This is a genomic window from Acinetobacter sp. MYb10 (assembly GCF_002980175.2).
GTDB classification, from domain to species: Bacteria; Pseudomonadota; Gammaproteobacteria; order Pseudomonadales; family Moraxellaceae; genus Acinetobacter; species Acinetobacter guillouiae.
Genome location: NZ_CP058272.1, coordinates 4,306,626 through 4,325,195, shown reverse-complemented (window position 1 = coordinate 4,325,195; position 18,570 = coordinate 4,306,626). Strand labels below are relative to the sequence as shown.

Sequence of the window (18,570 nt, the reverse complement as noted above, 5' to 3'; positions counted from 1 at the left end):
AAAAAACCGATGTTTTTTAACATCGGTTTTTCTTGGTACACAACTTAATTAAGCCTTTAACCATTTCTCAGCTTTGGCTTGATCTAATACAGTTAACTCAACCGTAGTCAACGCAACTTCGCCGCCTTGCAACTCAAATTGTAAAAACTCATCACGACGGAATGCATAAACCGTAAATTGACCTTGCTGTTTTGCATATTGGTTTAAAAGTTTTTCAGACGCTTTTAAACCATCAATCGCAATGATCACATCATTGGCAGACAGCCCCGCTTTAGCACCAACACCATCACGACGCGCTTGCTGAATGATGACACCCTCAGCTTTTTCAGCAACTTTCAAACCAAATGGAAGTGCTTTGTCATTTTGCAAGCTATAGCTCAAACCAAATTCAGGGAACAATTGATCCAGTGGTAATTCATCTGTGGTATTAATCAAATGATTAATCTGTTCGATCCAATTATCACCAGTCAGTTCATTGCACAGTTCGACAATCGTACGCTCATTGACTTGCATGCCCTTTTGGGTATTTTCATACAAACGGCGCATTAAGGCATCCAAACTAGAACCACGTAAACGTAGACCTAAATCTAAACTGAGTGCAACTAAACAGCCTTTATTGTAATAACTGGTTCCAGCATTATTTGAATTTTCATCCTGACGATAAAATTTAATCCAAGCATCAAAACTAGACTCTGAAACAGATTGAATAAAACGTCCTGGATTTTGTAGATAACGATCAATTTGCCCTTTTAACAACTTTAAATAAGATGCTTGAGAAATCACACCACTGCGATACAGAATCAAATCATCGTAATAAGAGGTGAAACCTTCAAAAATCCATAACAGTGAGGTATAGCCTTCCTGATCCAAATCATAATTTGCAAAATTTTCAGGGCGGATAAATTTAACCAACCACGAATGAAAATATTCATGGCTACACAACCCAAGGAAGCGTTGATAATCCGCAGAAGGCTCTACAGGTTCATTTGCTTTAGGAAAATCATCACGTGGCGAAATCAGGCTAGTACTATTAGGATGCTCTAAACCACCATAACTATTGCCAGTTGCCATAGTCATAAAAGTATAGTTTTCAAAAGGCGCTGAACCAAACATTGAAATTTCTGTACTACAGATTTTTTCAAGGTCTTGCTTCATACGCGCTGCATTCATTGTATGCTGACCAGAAACCACAAATTCATGTGGAATCCCGTTCGCTTCAAAACTAAAACGGGTTTGATCCGCCAATTCAAATGGTGCATCAATCAATTGTGCATAATTGTTGGCTTTTAAGGTATAGCGCCCTTTCACCAAGCTTCTTGACTCTAAACCTGCGGCAATTTGAAAATGCTTTAATTCTTCAGGTAAAAATACTTCAACTTCGATTGCTGATTCTTCTTGGTCTTGCAACCCTAGGCAGACACAAGCAGGATTGACATATAAACGGGTTTGATCGACATACGCACCACGTACCGAAAGGTCATAGGCATAAACATCATATTCAACAGTAATCAGTTCATGGTCGGTGTTATATAAACGCCATTTATTTTTTTCAAACTTATTAATTTGCAGTTGACGACCCGCTTCATCATAGGCTTTCACAGATTCGATATGTTTAGAAAATTCACGGATCAAATAGCTACCAGGAATCCATGTAGGAAGTGACAAAACTTGGGTAGGGTTCGCCAGAAAGCGCAATGTGACATGAATGAGGTGCTGACGGTAATCGTCAAATTCAATCTGATAATGCAACATAAATATATATTCGAAAATAGACAGTGAGAAATTACCAATTAGATTAGCATTTTTTTACAAAGTCAGGCGATTTTAGTCGAAATTGTCTACGATTCTGACTAGCGAAGAGTGCAAAAAAGGCATAGCATTCGCAAAGTTTATGCACTCTTGCCATAGGATTGGCTTAAAGGTAAATCTGTTGAAAATTCTTGCTTCTTTTATCGCGATAACTGGCTTGGTTTGCTCCACGTTTGTTAACGCCGCTTTACTTAATATTAATCCGCAATCTGTTGAAGCTGAAGCTTGGACAATATTAGATACGCAATCGGGTCAAACCATTGCTGAATATAATAGTCATGTACAGCGCGCACCAGCATCCATGACCAAAATGATGGTCGCTTATATTGCGTTGAAAGAACTCAAAGCGGGTCATATCAAAAAAGAAGAGATTATTACTACAACCCCTGTGGTTCAGATGGTGCAATGGGATGAATCTCAAATGTACCTAAAGCAAGGTGAGCAAATCTCAATTGACCAACTTCTTGCTGGATTGATTGTGATGTCTGCCAATGATGCAGCAGTAACACTGGCAGAACGTATCTCAGGTAGCGTACCTGCATTTGTTGCTCGTATGAATCAAGAAGCACAAGCCTTGGGAATGAAGGATACTCATTTTGCCAACCCTCCCGGTATTACCATGCCTGATCATTTTTCGTCAGCTCATGATATGGCGATCTTAGGTCAAGCAGTGACATCACAAACCCCTGAATATATGCATTATTCAGTGATGCCAAGTTTTAGTTATAACCAACATTTTCATCATGCTACCAATCTCGTTTTAAAGTCTGATCCAAGTGTAGATGGCTTAAAAACAGGTTTTACCAAAGCAGCCGGTTATAACTTAGCACTGACAGCGCATCGTCCTTCTGCTATTACAGAGTCTCCTGATCGTCGTTTAATTGTGGTGGTAATGGGTGCAAAAAGTGCAGTTAAACGCGCGGAAATTGCACATAAATTGTTAAACTTGGGCTATGCCTACACCCGTGATGAAGTCGCAATTAAAGACAAACAGCTGATTGCTGAGCTTCCTGTAGTTAAATCCACCTTGAAAATGTTTAAGGTTGAAGCAAAAAAACCTCAACTCATTACCACATCTTTATATAGCGATGCGACACCAATTGATTTAGCGACTTTTGATGTTGTAAATAGCCGTATTATGAAAACTGAAGCAAATGGTCTATTGGCAACAGTTGAACCGCTTACAACAACTCAAACCCATTTGAATGTTGAACTGAATGAGACATCACTTACCGCACCTTTAGAAAAGATCATGCATTTGGCAAAAGTGAATGTTTACCAAAACAATCAACTGATTCAAAGTTTTGATATTGAAGATGAAGTGCATATCGAACAAGCCTCTTGGTTTGAACGTTTAATAGAATGGATCAAGTCAATTTTTGGAATTTAATTAAAACCAACCAATTTACTTAGATTTATTATAATTATGTAACCTGTAATACAAAAAAAACCTAAACAATTAAATAGAATGGCATATTTATGCCATTCTATTTTCATAACAACAATTTAGGTTTTCTATGTCAAATCTACATCATATCGTGATTGTTGGTGGTGGCGCTGGTGGTTTAGAACTGGTGACACAACTCGGTGATACGCTTGGAAAGAGTAAAAAAGCCAAAATCACCCTTGTTGACCAAAAACTCACCCATATCTGGAAACCATTGCTGCATGAAATTGCAGCTGGCACCATGAACCCAAGTGATGAAGAAACCAATTACTATGCGCATGCAGCCAAGCATCACTATGAATTTGTCTTGGGCCGTTTTGAACATTTAGATCGTGATAACAAAACCATCGAGCTTAGCAAAACCCAAACCAGTAAATATGAATCCAATCAAGAGCAAATCACACTGCATTATGACACTTTAATTCTGGCCGTCGGCTCAGTCTCCAATGACTTTAATACGCCTGGGGTTAAAGAGTTTTGTCATTATCTCGACAGTCGTCAACAAGCAGAAGTCTTCCAACAGGACTTACTACACTTGTATTTAGATGCTCAAAATAAAAATATTGATCGTGAATTACACATTGCCGTGATTGGTGCAGGCGCAACAGGTGTTGAACTTTCAGCTGAGTTGGTTCAAGCCAAACAGAACTTTTATAAATATGGTTTAAATAAAATTAACCCAAACAATGTCAAAATTACTTTAGTTGAAGGCGCTGATCGTATCTTACCAGCACTTTCTGAAAAAATGGCAGAGCATGCCACACAGCAATTACAACGAATGAAAATAGATGTATTAACGGGCAAACGTGTTGAAAAAGTAGATGCTGAAAAAGTCTATTTTAGTGATGGCACTTCCGTAGAAGCGCAATTAAAAGTTTGGGCAGCAGGGATAAAAACCCCTAAAGTAATTGCCAATTTAGCAGGCTTTGAAAAAGATCGCATGGGGCGTTTAAACGTATACGCAACCTTACAGACTCAGGCTGATCCAAACATTTTTGCCTTTGGTGATTGCGCCCACTGTATTTTAGATGCAAGAGAAGCACCACTTGGTCCACGTGCACAAGTCGCAAGTCAACAAGCTTCATTTCTTGTAGATGCAATGAATGCACGTATCAAAGGGCGACCACAGCCAATGTTCCAGTTCGCAGACAAAGGCTCACTGGTATCACTTAGTGAAAATAAAGCGGTCGGTGAGCTACTTGGTCAGGTCAATGTTCAAGGCTTCGTGGCAAAATCGATGTATGTGTCTTTATATCGTATTCATCAAGCGACGATATATGGCTATGCTCATGCAGGCTTGTTAACGGCTAAAGATTTTGTTACACGAAAAATCGCGCCAAAAATAAAATTGCATTGAAATTTAAATTTTTGCCCATATTTATGAAAAAATGGTCAAAATACAGATGAAAATGCAATTTTTTAGTAATTTTAGTCTACAAAAATTGCTTTTCACTTTATGATGTAGCCTTAAAATTATCGATTACCGAATGGATCAATAACATGACTGCTATTGCAAATAACAACGTGGTTTCTTTCCACTATACGCTGACTAACGCTGAGGGTGAAACTCTCGATAAATCACAAGGTGAACCACTTGCATATTTACATGGCGCAGGTAACATCATTCCTGGTTTAGAAAAAGCTTTAGAAGGTAAAACTGTAGGTGACAAATTTACAGTAACTATCCCAGCTGCTGAAGGTTATGGCGAATATAACCCTGACCTCGTTCAAGAAGTTCCTGCTCAAATGTTCCAAGGTGTTGAGAACATTGAAGCTGGTATGCAGTTCCAAGCTCAAACTGATGATGGTGTTCAAATCGTTACTGTTAAAGCAATCGAAGGCGACAACATCATCGTTGATGCTAACTTCCCATTAGCTGGCCAAGATCTTACTTTTGAAGTTGAAATCGCAGAAGTCCGTGATGCTTCTCCAGAAGAATTAGAGCACGGTCATGTACACGGTGCAGGTGGTCATCACCACTAAGATCTGATTGATCTGATCGAAAAGGCAAAGTTTTTACTTTGCCTTTTTTATGCGTATTGGTTTAAATTGATGAAAATCTAGTGTGAATGAATCCATTCCTATCAATCCTATGCAAAAACAACTTCTCTGGTTCCGTCAAGACTTACGTATTCAAGACCATACTGCCCTATGGCATGCAGCGCAAAGCGGTCCTGTGATTGCACTGGTGATTCTTTCGCCTGAACAATGGCGGATGCATGACGATTCACCAATTAAGCTTGATTTTTATTTACGTCAAATTAAAGCCATTCAACAAGAACTTGCTTCCATTCAGATTCCGCTGATTATCCGCACTGTTCCCTTATGGGAAAATATTGCAACAAAGATCGATAAACTCTGTCAAAAACTGGAAATTGAAAATGTACACGCCAATATTGAGTGCGGTGTTAATGAGTTAAATCGAGATTTCCAAGTTCAAACACAACTGAATCAAAGTAACCGTGATTTGGTTTTATATCATGATCGCACTTTGTTCCCTGTCGGTTCAATTCGCAATAAATCCAATCAACCCTATCAAGTCTTCGGTGCATTTAAAAAATATTGCTATGAACAATTCAGTATTTCGATCCCGCAATGCTTCCCTATTCCAGAGACTCAAGCCTTAAATGATGCAATAGATGTGGGTGAATTGAATAACAATTCCCTGCCGACTTTGGCCGAGCTTGGTTTTATATTCGATCCGAATCAGATCAACAAGCAGTGGCAAATTGGCGAACAATATGCCTTGAATGTCTTGGATGATTTTATTGAAAACAAAGTCCGTCATTATCAACTCGAGCGTGATTTCCCCCAAATTGAAGCCACCAGCCAGCTCTCAGCCTATTTAAATATAGGCATCCTTTCAATTCGACAGTGTTTCAATGCCCTCTTTCGAGCACAATTTGGACATTTTTCTATTGATCATATTGGTCAACAAACATGGCTCGATGAACTACTTTGGCGTGAGTTTTATCAGCATATCCTGTTTGATTTCCCGCGTGTGTCAAAGCACTTGCCCTTTAAAATGCCCACACAGCAGCTACAATGGCGCGATGCTCCAAATGATTTAAGCGCTTGGCAAACTGGTCAGACAGGGATTCCTATCGTCGATGCAGGTATGCGCCAGTTACTTCACACAGGCTGGATGCATAATCGGATCCGTATGGTTGTCGCCATGTTTCTCACCAAGAACCTATTGATTGATTGGCGTTTAGGTGAGCAATGGTTTATGCAACATCTTATTGATGGGGATTTGGCTGCCAATAACGGCGGATGGCAATGGTGTGCATCCACAGGAACTGATTCCGTACCTTATTTCCGGATTTTTAACCCTATCAGCCAATCGCAGAAATTCGATGCACAAGGTGATTATATTCGACAATGGGTTCCAGAACTTGCACATTTAGACGCAAAAACCATTCATGAACCTTATGCAAAAAATCCCAATATTGAGCTCAACTATCCAAAGCCAATTGTGGATTTAAAACAAAGTCGTATTCGAGCAATTGAAGCTTTTAAGCAGATTTAAAGTCTCACTTAAAAGCGTTCTCAATGGTTTGATTAAATCGCGTGTTGAAACAATTTAAACGGATTTTGAGGATGGTTTTTTGGGCGTTCAATCGATTCAAAATAGCAGTAATATTTAAAGATGCGATCCAAAGAAACATAAAGCACTTTTTGTTCTGAAACTGACCAGATTTGCGCATGGTTAGAACCTGATAAGGTACTTCCACTCAATTGAAATAGATAAAAATCTTGTGTACGTTGAACTGGTTTTTGAGTAGCTTGCGTGTCTGAACTTGATGAAACCTGACTGGATGAATTTAATAATCGACACGGTGTATTAATGAGCCATTTTTCACTAAACCAAAGTTGTAACAGATCGCCCAAATACAGTTTTTTTTCAGTAAATGGCCAAACATCTAAATAGGCTTGTTCAACTTGGATAAAATATTGTTCAGAATCTTGCAGGATTGAAAGATAATTTTCTTGATAGAATGAGAAGTTTTCAAAAATTTGAGAAATAGTAAGCGTATTCATTCGCTGTCTCCTGTTTAGCCATTTAGTGCTGGCAAGTTGGTTTTAAATCCACACTGTTTAAGTCAAACTTAAACACTCTTTATGGTTTTAATCTAACAAGACCGTTTCACTATTGCAACTGTCAGAATCAATTTTTTTAATTTATCTATAGATTGCTCAAATAAAAACCATACAGTGTACAAATGAAGAAAAGATGACAGGAAAGGCTTGACCCATAAAGATATATCCTTATAATCGCATTCAGATTCTCCAATAGCTCAGTCGGTAGAGCGACGGACTGTTAATCCGCAGGTCCCTGGTTCGAGCCCAGGTTGGAGAGCCAAATTCTAAAAGCCCACTTATCAAAGTGGGCTTTTTTTATTTCAAGACTAGACACTGGGTGTGACAAATAGACAAGAATACCCATCCACTTTTATAGGTTAGTATCATTCCATGTTTGTTGCTGGAAAAACTCAGCTAACTCTTCAATAAAAACGCGTACACGAGCAGGCATGACCTTTTGCGCCTGCCACACAGCATAACCATCTCGAATCGGTAATTGCCAATCAGGAAGCACCCTTTTTAATCTGCCTGAATTCAAGGCATCTTCACATTGAGTCAATGGAACATAACTTAATCCTAGTCCTTGTTCTGCTAGATTTACACATAAACTGATTTCATTCACTTTCAAACGATACGACTGAATTTTAAAGGTATAACTGTGTTGATGTTGCCTAAGTTCAAGTTGTTCTAAGGGAGATGCCAATAACCAGTCTTGTTGATCTAAATCTTGTGGTGACTGAATGAGATGCCGATCTAAATAATCTGGTGATGCCACAATACAGGTTTGAACACTTCCCAGCCGCTTTTGAATATAGGCACTATTGGCCATTTTACCTACGCGTAAGGCGAGATCTGCCCCCTGAGCCATTAAATCATCTAAAGCATTGTCCAGTTGTAATTCAAGTTCAATCTCTGGGTATCTTTGTAGAAAGGTATTCCAAAACTGTTTTAACGGAAATATTGCCAGATTCATCGGTGCTAGAATTTTGATTTGACCTTTAACCTGCGTAGTTTCCTCTTTTATTTCATGGGTATTTTGCAGTAACGCTCTAACTAAGGGCTGACAGCGATCGTAGTAACGTTGCCCTTCCTGAGTCAATTTCAAACCTCGGCTGTTCCTGTGTAATAGCTTACACCCCAAGCTCTCTTCTAATTTTTGCAAGCGACGCGTCAGTGTAGCTGCGGGTATATTCTGTTGTTGTGCAGCCCTATTAAAACTTCCCGCCCCAACAATTGCGATAAATAAACTCAGATCATCTAACATTTCATTTTTGGAATTTAAAACCATCAATAATGACTATTCTATAAAAAATGAAATTTAAGCACAATCTCTCTATTGTTTTTTCATAGGCTCAAAATATGTCATCTCAATTTTACATATTCGCTATTTTATTGGGTCTGTTGTTTAACAGTCCTCTTACACATGCACAAAATAAAAATTCATCTGAGGTCACCATGCAGCAGCAGCATCACGCATCAGCACCAAATACCTTATTACGCCCTATCAACCCAACATACGCCACAATTCCCAATGTTTCACAGGCAATCATTGTAGAACAAGGGCAACCGATGTACTTATCTGGGCATGTCCCTATCACAGAAAATGGTGACATCTTACAAGCCGGTCTTGAACAACAACTGCTCTTGGTTTTTCAAAATATTGAAAAAACATTGCATCACGCAAATGTGAATACTCAACAACTGGTCAAACTGACCATTTATGTCCGTAATTTACAACCTGATCAGCTTGCAACAATTCGTAAAGTTCGCGATCAATTTATTCATGCTGAATTGCCACCAGCAAGTAGCCTGATTGGTGTTGCACAGTTATTTCATCCAGATGTTTTGGTAGAAGTCGAAGCTATTGCCGTGATCCCCCCAAATAAAACTTCAACTTTTTAGGGCGTCAATCATATGAAATATGCATTCATTCTCAGTAGTACACTACTGATCACATCATGTTCTGCAAATGATCCAGCAGCAATAATCACAACGACGCAGGAGAATAATATGACTCACTTTTTGTCTGAATTTTTACCCTCTCATTATCAAAAAGTGTATCAACAAGATGTGCTGAGCGACCAACAGCATGTGCAATTGGTCCGCTATCAGAAATTACCATTACTCAAACTGAATGGCGAAAATTTCAGTTATTTATCGGATCAAACAGGCGCTTTAAAAGGATTTTCATATTTAGATGGAAACCTACTCAACGGTCATTTACCCACAAAAGCCCAAGCGCAAAAAATCAGTGATAATTTTCTACAACACTATGCACCAGACTTACTACAACATCGGGAAATTCATTGGATCGATCAGCATGATGAAAATGTGCATATCAATGGAAAAACACAAAAGATTGCAGGCATAAAAGTCAAAATGCGCAACTTAAACGATGGCCGCTGGTTTTGGGTCATTATTGGTAAAAACCAACGACCTATTATTTTTGAAAGGGATATTGTCTGGGTTAGTTTTCCTGGCCACCGCAAAACTGAAAAATGGTTACATGATTCATGGGCTAAAGATCACCTCATCATTAACGGTCAATCAAAATGAAAAAATTAAGTCAAATACACCTTAAAATTTCACCAATGGGTTTAGGTTGTATGGGAATGAGTGAGTTTTATGGTCAAACTAATGATCAAAACTCATTACAAATTTTGGAACAAGCATTTCATGCAGGTATTAATTTTTTTGATACTGCGGATACTTATGGTCATGGGCACAATGAACAGTTATTGGGGCAATTTATTGCACACTATCGAACTGAACGAGAGGCAATGGTGATTGCGACCAAATTCGGTATTGTACGTGCTGAAAATCACTATAAACGCCGTATTGATAATACGCCAGATTATATCCGTAGTGCCTGTGAGGCTTCATTAAAACGCTTAGGTATTGAACAAATTGATTTATATTATTGTCATCGGAGACAACCTGAAATCCCAATTGAAGATGTTACTGGTACGCTTGCAGATTTGGTTCAAGAAGGCAAAATCAAAAGTTTTGGCTTTTCTGAAATCTCAGCGCAATCCTTAGAAAAAGCCTGTGCTATTGCGCCTGTTACTGCAGTCCAAAGTGAATATTCACTCTGGTCACGTGAACCTGAACAAAGTTTATTAAATACTTGTCAGCAACTGAATGTTGAGTTTGTTGCTTATAGTCCCTTAGGACGTGCATTTCTCACAGCAGATTTAAATCCAGAAACAATGGCTGAGAATGATTTCAGAAAAAACTTACCCAGATTACAGGGTGAAGCCTTTCAGTCAAACCAGCTATTACTGAAAAAATTTAGCGACTTATGTCAGTCATGGCGACACAGCAATGCACAAATTGCCTTAGCTTGGTTACTGCGCAAACATGCTCATGTCACCCCAATTTTTGGAACACGACATTTAAATTATTTACAGGATAACCTTAAAGCCAATCAGGTTAGCCTCACGAATGAACAAATTCTACAACTTGATCAGCTTTTTGCACCTAACCAGATACAGGGTGAGCGTTATCCAGATGCAGGCTGGACAGGTATCGAAACTGCTTAAAGCAACAGTTCCATCTGGTTTTTATTAAACAGCACAACGAAATAGACCAAAGCAATGCTTTGGTCTATTTTTTAAATTTAGTTTTTAATCAGGCAAGCAGTTAAACTGGCACACCGCTATGGAAACGAAAAGTCTTATCAGGCGTTAAAATCAAATCCTTCTCCACTTCACGAATCAATTCGATGCGTTGCTGAATATCTTCTTCTGGATCTTTTAATTTAGCAGTTTTAGCAACATCTAAAGCCAAAGTTAAATAGTCCTCATAGTGGCGAGATTCAGATTTCAACAAGTAACGGTAATAACGTCCCAGCTCATCATCTACTAAAGGTGCTAAAGCATAAAATCGCTCACAAGAACGTGCTTCAACAAACGCACCAATCACCAAAACATCAATCAAAGCTTCTGGTTCATAAGTACGAATTTCTTTACGCAAACCACCTGCGTAACGACCTGCACTCAGACCTTTCCATTCTTGACCACGCTTGGTCATAAACTCTAACACTTGTTCATAATGCAACATTTCTTCACGCACAAGTTGTGCTAATTTGATCTGCAAATCGGTAAAAAAACTGTAGCGAAACATCAAGTTCATTGCTGTTCCAGCCGCTTTCTTTTCACAATTCGCATGATCCTGCATGAGCAATGGGAGATTGTTCAATGCCTCATCCAACCATGCCTTTGGCGTTTCACAGCCTAAAAAAGCAATCACAGGTTGCATAAGCTCATCATAATTCATATTCGACATGATCAATATTCAACAACGTAAATCAAAAATTAAATTAACCAGCTGCATGAAGTGCGGCCTTCATGTCCTTTACAGCTTGTTCCAATCCAACAAATACACTTTCGGCAATAATCGAATGTCCAATATTGAGTTCATGAATCTGAGGAATTGCAGCAATTGCAGCCACATTGTCCAAATTCAAACCATGACCAGCATTAACGACCAAACCTTTAGATGCGGCGTACTCAGTACCTTTAATAATTCTTTCGAGTTCAATCTGTTGAGCTTCAGCAGTTTTAGCGTCTGCATAAGCACCCGTATGTAATTCAATAGTGGGTGCACCACAAGCAATTGCAGCATCGATTTGTGCAAAATCAGCATCAATAAACAAAGATACATCACAACCAATTGCAGTTAATGCCTGAGTCGCAGCTTTAACATCTTCAAAATGCCCAAGCACGTCTAAACCACCTTCTGTGGTGATTTCTTGACGTTTCTCTGGCACAAAACACACATGATGTGGTTGAATCTCTTTTGCAAATGCAACCATTTCATCAGTTACAGCGATTTCCAAGTTCATTCTTGTCGTCAATACAGGTCGCATACGGCGCACATCATCATCTTGAATATGACGACGATCTTCACGTAAGTGTAAAGTGATGCCTTCCGCCCCTGCTTGTTCGCAAATTAATGCAGCTTTCACAGGATCAGGATAAGTCGTTCCACGTGCTTGTCTGAGTGTTGCAACATGGTCAATGTTTACACCTAGCAATGCAGCCATAACATTCTCCTAATTAACCAATAAAATAAAATTAACGACTCAACGTTTTAGATTGAGCATTTTGAACCCAAAGCTGACGACTTTTTAATGGTCGATCACCTAAAAGTGAAGTAATCATTTGTCGATAGAGTTTAGCCAATAATTGTAACTGCTCTGGGCTAAAATCCCTACCCTTTTCATAATTTGCCATGCTTAGAATTTGTTGGCCCAGCAACGTCCCAGACGAGGTATATGACACTGGTGTAAAGCCTTCGGCCAATTGAAATTGATAACGTTGGGTCAGCATAATCTCTTGTTGATTTGAATCATGCCCATAATCCAGTGGATAGCCCAACTCTTCTAACAGTGCGTGTTCAAACTGGCGTAAAATTTGTCGAAGAAATAAATCAGCTTGTGGATGTTCAGCCAATTTTTGTAAATGTTGTAAAGTTAAATGGTATTGCTGAAATGTTTCAGACATCATTTCTTCAAGCGGACATAAACGAAGCAGCAGTTCATTTAAATAAAAGCCTGAAAAGAAAGCATCCCCATAAAAGAAAATCGGTTGATTGAGTATTTCGAGTTTTGAAAAGTTTTTAAGTTCGGATTTTCCCGACGCTTGTAAAGTAATCGGTTGGTATTGTGGTGGTGGGGTTTGTCTAAGAATACCGTCGACACGACCATGCTCTTGTGTAAATAAGTGCACAATATGACTACGTTCTCTGTATTTTCGATGATGGATTAAATAACCATGCAAGATTTCATTACGCATCTAGCTTGAACTTAATCATCCTTTTGTTTTTTCTTATCATCGTCATCATCCCCATCAGGAATAACAGCGCCTACAACCGCAGCAGTGCCTTTAACCACGCCTTTGGTGGTTTTATAAGCAACTTTGACGGGAACTGTCACAATTTTAGTGATACAGCCTTGTAACATGATTATGCAAGCAAGAATTGCTATAACTCGAATCATTTCAGTTCCCAAAAAGTCAATTAAATATCGCTGTAGCCTAAACTTTTTAAAGCACGTTCGTCATCAGACCAACCGCCTTTAACTTTCACCCAAAGTGTTAGCATGATTTTTTGCTCAAACATTTTTTCCATGTCGACACGAGCATCCATACCAATTTTCTTCAGCTTAGCACCTTTTTCACCGATCACGATGGCTTTTTGCCCAGGGCGATCAACAAAAATTGTGGCATCAATATAAGTACATGCAGCTTTAGGACGACCAGTTTTTTCATTCACTGTCGCTTCTTCTGTTTTAAATGATTCAATTTGAACCGTTAAATCATAAGGCAGCTCTTCGCCTAACTGACGCATAATTTTCTCACGAATGATTTCACTGGCAAGAAAACGTTCTGAACGGTCAGTTAACTGTTCTAAAGAATATAATGGTGGCTGGAATGGTAGATACTTTTCAATCGCTTCACGCAAATGGTCCAAGTTTGCACCACGTAATGCTGAAACAGGAACAATTTCAGCAAAATTCATCAACTTCGCACGTTCTTGGATCAACGGCAAAATCATACGCTTATTTTCTAAGGTATCGATTTTATTGATAATCAAAACGACTGGCATTTCTGCATTTTGCAGTTTTTCTAAAACCAAGTCATCATTTGGTGTCCATTTCTGGGCATCTAAAACAAATAGTACCAAATTGACATCACGCAATGCAGAGTGTGCAGCTTTGTTCATCATTTTATTGATCGCACGCACTTCTTTCTTGTGCATCCCCGGCGTATCAACAAATACAGCCTGAGACTTTTCACGACTATCAATACCAATGATTTTATGGCGTGTCGTTTGTGGCTTACGTGAAGTAATTGACAACTTTTGACCCAATAAATGGTTCATCAATGTCGATTTACCCACGTTTGGACGTCCTACAATTGCAACAAATCCACTTCGATAATCCGAAGGGATTTCTGTACCTTGTGAGCTAAAAAATTGATTAATTAACTCATTACCGCTTTCAGACGGCTCGTGATCAGCATCATTGTGATCGGAATGTGTACTCATGCAGTTTACTGCTCCAATATCTTTAAAAAATCCGCCGCGACTGCTTGTTCTGCAAAACGGCGACTTGATCCCTCACCCATCATTTTAGGCAAGCCATCTACTGTACATTCTACTTTAAAATGCTGGTTAGGTGCATCACCCTGAATATCTACGACCTCATAAACTGGGAGATGCTTTTTACGAGCTTGTAGATATTCTTGCAAACGTGATTTTGGGTCTTTGAGTTGATCTGTCGGTTCGATATGATCTAAATACGGTTCATACCATTTTAAAACAATCGATTCCAACAAAGGCAAATCTCGTGTTTCGGTATAAATCGCGCCAATAATTGCTTCAACTGTATCTGCTAATATTGACTCACGATGATGACCGCCTGATTTCAATTCACCTGTACTTAAAATTAAACTTTGACTTAACTTTAAATCATTGGCAATTTTACCCAATGCTTCTTGGCGTACCAAAGTTGCGCGCATACGCGTCAAACGACCTTCATTTTCATGAGGATACGCATGATATAAGTAGTTTGCGATGATCATACCCAACAATGCATCACCTAAAAACTCTAGGCGCTCATAGTTGTATTTGTGACTCACCGAGCGATGAGTCAGCGCGAGTTGTAATAACTCGTATTGTTTAAACTGGTAACCGATTCTGCTCTGTAAGCGAGGATCACTTACTTTCAACTGACCTTTGATCAAAACTCTTCTCGAAAGTGAGGACTAAATCTATATTCAGCATGAAATTTTTTCGTACTTCATATTTTTTAGTCACTTGTAAACCATCTTTAGTTGATACAGTCGCAATATCCTCAAGTTTAGTATCTCGGATATTGTTCATTTCTAACCGTTTATCAACTTCTGTTGCAAATTTCATTGGTGTGATTTCAGCAGAGCTATTCTTTATCTGCTCTACAATTTGGTTATTAATCACACGATCATCCCAGTATAAAGGCCATACAGCAACTATGATTTTCAACATAAAAGCTAAAGCAATTATCCCCAGTAAAATTCCAATATATGAAGCGCCTTGTTGATTTTTACGCATTTTTTTTATCCAACAGCTCAGAATGAATAATCTTTAATCGCAATTGAAAATAATCATATAATTGAGTCAAATACACTGCTGCAGACTCACTGATCATTTTCAATTGTTATAAATTTTTTATCCACTGCAAACCCTGGTGTGATAAAAAACTTTACCGCGCTATTATCCTTGAAACTGCATCAAGTTGCTAGTTTAAATCATTTGTTCTATTTCATTTTTCTTATAAATCAAGACAACTTTATAGCTTTAACAGATAAAAATAAAGGTCAATAAAAATTGACCTTTATTTGATTTTCTAAACTGTAGCCGATTAGTTAATTGCACCATTGCGACTAAATGAAGGCATTTTTAAACCAGATTCCTTATGCATCCACACATATATTGCATGACCAGTTAAGTTCTCTTCAGGTACAAAGCCCCAAAAACGACTGTCTGCACTTTGGTCACGGTTATCACCCATGGCAAAATACTGGCCTTTTGGAACAGTCACTTCCCAACTTTGACCATTTGATTTTACAAAGCGGTCATTTGCAGTTGCTACATAAGGTAGGTCTTGTTTTTTCTGTGCATAATTAAATGCTGAAACCAAAGTATTTTGACCTTCCAACAAACGAACTAAATGCTTATGCGTACCCATCGTTTCATAATAGTAGATTGACTTAGGCGTATCTAAAATATCTTTTTCACGACTAAACTCAGCAGGTACTTGCTCAACATTTTTACCATTGATTGTAAGTTGACCATTATTGAATTCAAGATGGTCACCCGGTAAACCAATAATACGTTTGATATAACTAATTTTGGGATTTTCTGGATAACGGAAAACAGCAACATCACCACGTTGTGGCTCACCAATATCAATTATCTTGGTATTGGTAATCGGTAAACGCACACCATACTGGAACTTATTCACCAAAATATAATCACCTGTTTCTAAAGTCGGTACCATAGAATCAGAAGGAATATTAAACGGTTCAAATAAGAATGAACGCAATACCAAAACTACTGCTAGAACAGGCCAGAAATCATATGCCCATGAAATGATGACATTTTCATTCCCCTTACCTTTTGTTGCACGTTGTTTCAGTACAAACTTATCCAGTAACCATAGCCCAAAAAATATAAGCGTTGCAGGAACGAGAATTAAATTAAAATCAAAATCCATGAGCAATAAGACCTCTAGTTTTTATCTTTCTACTTTTAACACAGCAAGGAACGCTTCTTGTGGGATTTCAACACTACCCACTTGCTTCATGCGTTTCTTACCTTCTTTTTGTTTCGATAACAGTTTCTTCTTACGAGAAACGTCACCACCATAACATTTAGCCAATACGTTTTTACGCATCGCTTTGACTGTTGAACGTGCAATGATTTGTGCACCAATTGCAGCTTGAATCGCCACATCAAACATTTGACGCGGAATCAAGTCTTTCATCTTTTCAACTAAAGCAATACCACGGTGACGTGCATCATTACGATGACAAATCATTGCCAAAGCATCAACCTTATCACCATTAATTAACACATCAACCTTAACTAGAGATGAACTCTCAAAACGCACGAAATTGTAATCCAGTGAAGCAAAGCCACGTGAGCAAGATTTCAATTTATCAAAGAAATCCATAACCACTTCTGCCATTGGAATTTCAAAGGTAATTGATACTTGGTTACCCAAGAATTTCATATCTTTTTGCACACCACGGCGCTCGATACATAAAGTCATGACATTACCCAAGTATTCTTGAGGCACTAAAATATGACATTCAGCAATCGGCTCGCGTAAATCTTCAACTGTTGAACCGTCAGGCATTTTAGATGGGCTATCGATATAAATCGTTTCACCATTTTTCATCAATGCTTCATAGATTACGGTTGGCGCAGAACTGATTAAGTCTAAATCATACTCACGCTCTAGACGTTCTTGTACAATTTCCATGTGTAGCATTCCCAAGAAGCCACAACGGAAACCAAAACCTAAAGCATCTGAGCTTTCAGGTTCAAAGAACAACGCAGAATCGTTAATTTGTAACTTATGTAGCGCTTCACGGAATGGTTCAAAATCACTGGCATCAATTGGGAATAAACCCGCATATACCTGTGGTTTTACCTTTTTAAAACCCGGTAAAGTTGCAACATCAGGTGTGGTTGCCAAGGTAATCGTATCACCAACTGGCGCACCAAAAATGTCTTTGATCCCAGCAATGATAAAACCAACTTCACCCGCTTCTAAAATACCTGTATCAGTATGTTTTGGATTAAAAATACCAACCGAAGTGATGATGTGCGATTGACCTGTTGATTTCATCAACATTTTATCGCCTTTACGCACACGACCTTGTTTGATACGAACAAGTGATACAACACCTAAATAGTTATCAAACCAAGAGTCAATAATTAAGGCTTGTAAAGGTGCGTCACGGTCACCTTGCGGTGCTGGAATAATGTCGACCAATGTCTCTAAAACAGACTCTACACCTAGACCTGTTTTTGCCGAACATGTTGGTGCATGTGTTGCTTCAATACCGATAATTTCTTCGATTTCATGAATAACACGTTCAGGTTCTGCTTGTGGCAAATCGATTTTATTCAGGACAGGTAGTACTTCTAAACCCTGCTCAATTGCGGTATAGCAGTTTGCAACAGATTGCGCCTCAACCCCTTGTGCAGCATCGACAACCAACAATGCACCTTCACAAGCTGCAAGAGAACGCGATACTTCATAAGAGAAATCCACGTGTCCCGGTGTATCAATAAAGTTTAATTGATACTCTTGCCCATTTGGATGGGTATAGTACAAGGTTACAGAAGCCGCTTTAATGGTAATCCCACGTTCACGCTCAAGCTCCATAGAGTCTAGGACTTGAGCCTGCATTTCACGGTCTTGCAATCCACCACACATTTGAATGAAACGGTCTGCAAGTGTCGACTTGCCGTGGTCGATATGAGCGATAATCGAAAAATTACGTATATTGTTGATATTAACGGATTTCTTAGCTACTGCCATACACTACTCTAAAAATATGTACACAATCATGTACTCAATATCAAAAGTACTTATGACGTGCAAAAAATGAAATATCTTAATTGCTGCACAGTATAAGCAGAACATGGTCAAAAATATAGTAATTACATATAAA

At 38.6% G+C, this 18,570-nt stretch carries 19 protein-coding genes and 1 tRNA gene; 8 read left to right on the top strand and 12 right to left on the bottom strand.

The window, feature by feature from the left end:
* Positions 1-48: 48 nt before the first annotated feature.
* A complete protein-coding gene (locus tag CQZ96_RS20160) occupies positions 49-1,752 on the bottom strand; it encodes a M61 family metallopeptidase (RefSeq protein WP_105713636.1) in 1,704 nt (567 codons plus the stop codon).
* Between the two features lie 178 nt (positions 1,753-1,930).
* Between CQZ96_RS20160 and CQZ96_RS20155 the strand changes: the two genes are divergently transcribed.
* From CQZ96_RS20155 to CQZ96_RS20140, 4 genes are all read left to right on the top strand, one after another.
* Entirely contained in the window at positions 1,931-3,199 is a 1,269-nt protein-coding gene (locus tag CQZ96_RS20155) for a D-alanyl-D-alanine carboxypeptidase PBP6B (protein ID WP_105713635.1), read from the top strand.
* 127 nt (positions 3,200-3,326) lie between these two features.
* On the top strand, positions 3,327-4,613 hold the full coding sequence (locus tag CQZ96_RS20150) for an NAD(P)/FAD-dependent oxidoreductase (protein ID WP_004717064.1): 1,287 nt from the start codon (positions 3,327-3,329) through the stop codon (positions 4,611-4,613).
* A gap of 143 nt (positions 4,614-4,756) precedes the next feature.
* A complete protein-coding gene (locus tag CQZ96_RS20145) occupies positions 4,757-5,239 on the top strand; it encodes an FKBP-type peptidyl-prolyl cis-trans isomerase (RefSeq protein WP_004717066.1) in 483 nt (160 codons plus the stop codon).
* Between the two features lie 109 nt (positions 5,240-5,348).
* Positions 5,349-6,785, top strand: a complete 1,437-nt coding sequence (locus CQZ96_RS20140; RefSeq protein ID WP_105713634.1) for a cryptochrome/photolyase family protein — start codon at positions 5,349-5,351, stop codon at positions 6,783-6,785.
* A 32-nt stretch (positions 6,786-6,817) separates the two neighbouring features.
* Here CQZ96_RS20140 and CQZ96_RS20135 read toward each other — a convergent pair whose 3' ends face one another.
* On the bottom strand, positions 6,818-7,297 hold the full coding sequence (locus CQZ96_RS20135; RefSeq protein ID WP_105713633.1) for a hypothetical protein: 480 nt from the start codon (positions 7,295-7,297) through the stop codon (positions 6,818-6,820).
* A gap of 246 nt (positions 7,298-7,543) precedes the next feature.
* On the opposite strand from CQZ96_RS20135, the gene CQZ96_RS20130 reads away from it, so the two are divergent.
* Positions 7,544-7,619, top strand: a tRNA-Asn gene (locus tag CQZ96_RS20130).
* Between the two features lie 90 nt (positions 7,620-7,709).
* On the opposite strand, the gene CQZ96_RS20125 is transcribed toward CQZ96_RS20130, so the two are convergent.
* Complete coding sequence (locus CQZ96_RS20125) at positions 7,710-8,603, bottom strand: LysR family transcriptional regulator (protein ID WP_228722746.1); 894 nt, start codon at positions 8,601-8,603, stop codon at positions 7,710-7,712.
* Positions 8,604-8,698: 95 nt separating this feature from the next.
* Here CQZ96_RS20125 and CQZ96_RS20120 point away from each other — a divergent pair, with 95 nt between their 5' ends.
* The 3 genes from CQZ96_RS20120 (at position 8,699) to CQZ96_RS20110 (ending at position 10,881) form a co-directional block, all read left to right on the top strand.
* Entirely contained in the window at positions 8,699-9,241 is a 543-nt protein-coding gene (locus CQZ96_RS20120) for a RidA family protein (protein ID WP_171287911.1), read from the top strand.
* Positions 9,242-9,349: 108 nt separating this feature from the next.
* Positions 9,350-9,895 carry a hypothetical protein gene (locus CQZ96_RS20115; protein ID WP_004717075.1) on the top strand — a complete coding sequence of 182 codons (546 nt, stop codon included), beginning with the start codon at positions 9,350-9,352 and terminating at the stop codon, positions 9,893-9,895.
* Positions 9,892-10,881, top strand: a complete 990-nt coding sequence (locus CQZ96_RS20110; RefSeq protein ID WP_004717077.1) for an aldo/keto reductase — start codon at positions 9,892-9,894, stop codon at positions 10,879-10,881. Before CQZ96_RS20115 ends, CQZ96_RS20110 begins: the two co-directional genes overlap by 4 nt.
* Before the next feature lie 100 nt (positions 10,882-10,981).
* Here CQZ96_RS20110 and CQZ96_RS20105 read toward each other — a convergent pair whose 3' ends face one another.
* The 9 genes from CQZ96_RS20105 to lepA all read right to left on the bottom strand — a co-directional run bounded on the left by CQZ96_RS20105 (position 10,982) and on the right by lepA (position 18,437).
* Positions 10,982-11,626 carry a tRNA-(ms[2]io[6]A)-hydroxylase gene (locus tag CQZ96_RS20105; protein ID WP_035372316.1) on the bottom strand — a complete coding sequence of 215 codons (645 nt, stop codon included), beginning with the start codon at positions 11,624-11,626 and terminating at the stop codon, positions 10,982-10,984.
* 34 nt (positions 11,627-11,660) lie between these two features.
* Positions 11,661-12,386: a pyridoxine 5'-phosphate synthase gene (pdxJ, locus tag CQZ96_RS20100; RefSeq protein ID WP_004717080.1), complete on the bottom strand. Its 726-nt coding sequence runs from the start codon at positions 12,384-12,386 to the stop codon at positions 11,661-11,663.
* 31 nt (positions 12,387-12,417) lie between these two features.
* Positions 12,418-13,137, bottom strand: coding sequence for a DNA repair protein RecO (gene recO / locus CQZ96_RS20095; RefSeq protein ID WP_004717082.1), 720 nt, complete (start codon positions 13,135-13,137; stop codon positions 12,418-12,420).
* An 11-nt stretch (positions 13,138-13,148) separates the two neighbouring features.
* Entirely contained in the window at positions 13,149-13,340 is a 192-nt protein-coding gene (locus tag CQZ96_RS20090; RefSeq protein WP_004717085.1) for an NF038104 family lipoprotein, read from the bottom strand.
* 20 nt (positions 13,341-13,360) lie between these two features.
* Positions 13,361-14,389 carry a GTPase Era gene (gene era, locus CQZ96_RS20085; protein ID WP_004717086.1) on the bottom strand — a complete coding sequence of 343 codons (1,029 nt, stop codon included), beginning with the start codon at positions 14,387-14,389 and terminating at the stop codon, positions 13,361-13,363.
* A gap of 5 nt (positions 14,390-14,394) precedes the next feature.
* Complete coding sequence (gene rnc, locus CQZ96_RS20080; RefSeq protein ID WP_004717088.1) at positions 14,395-15,087, bottom strand: ribonuclease III; 693 nt, start codon at positions 15,085-15,087, stop codon at positions 14,395-14,397.
* Entirely contained in the window at positions 15,059-15,433 is a 375-nt protein-coding gene (locus CQZ96_RS20075) for a DUF4845 domain-containing protein (protein ID WP_004717090.1), read from the bottom strand. The genes rnc and CQZ96_RS20075 overlap by 29 nt, the downstream gene beginning before the upstream one ends.
* A gap of 310 nt (positions 15,434-15,743) precedes the next feature.
* Positions 15,744-16,598, bottom strand: coding sequence for a signal peptidase I (lepB, locus tag CQZ96_RS20070; protein WP_105713631.1), 855 nt, complete (start codon positions 16,596-16,598; stop codon positions 15,744-15,746).
* A 21-nt stretch (positions 16,599-16,619) separates the two neighbouring features.
* A complete protein-coding gene (gene lepA / locus CQZ96_RS20065; RefSeq protein WP_004717093.1) occupies positions 16,620-18,437 on the bottom strand; it encodes a translation elongation factor 4 in 1,818 nt (605 codons plus the stop codon).
* Positions 18,438-18,570 lie beyond the last annotated feature (133 nt).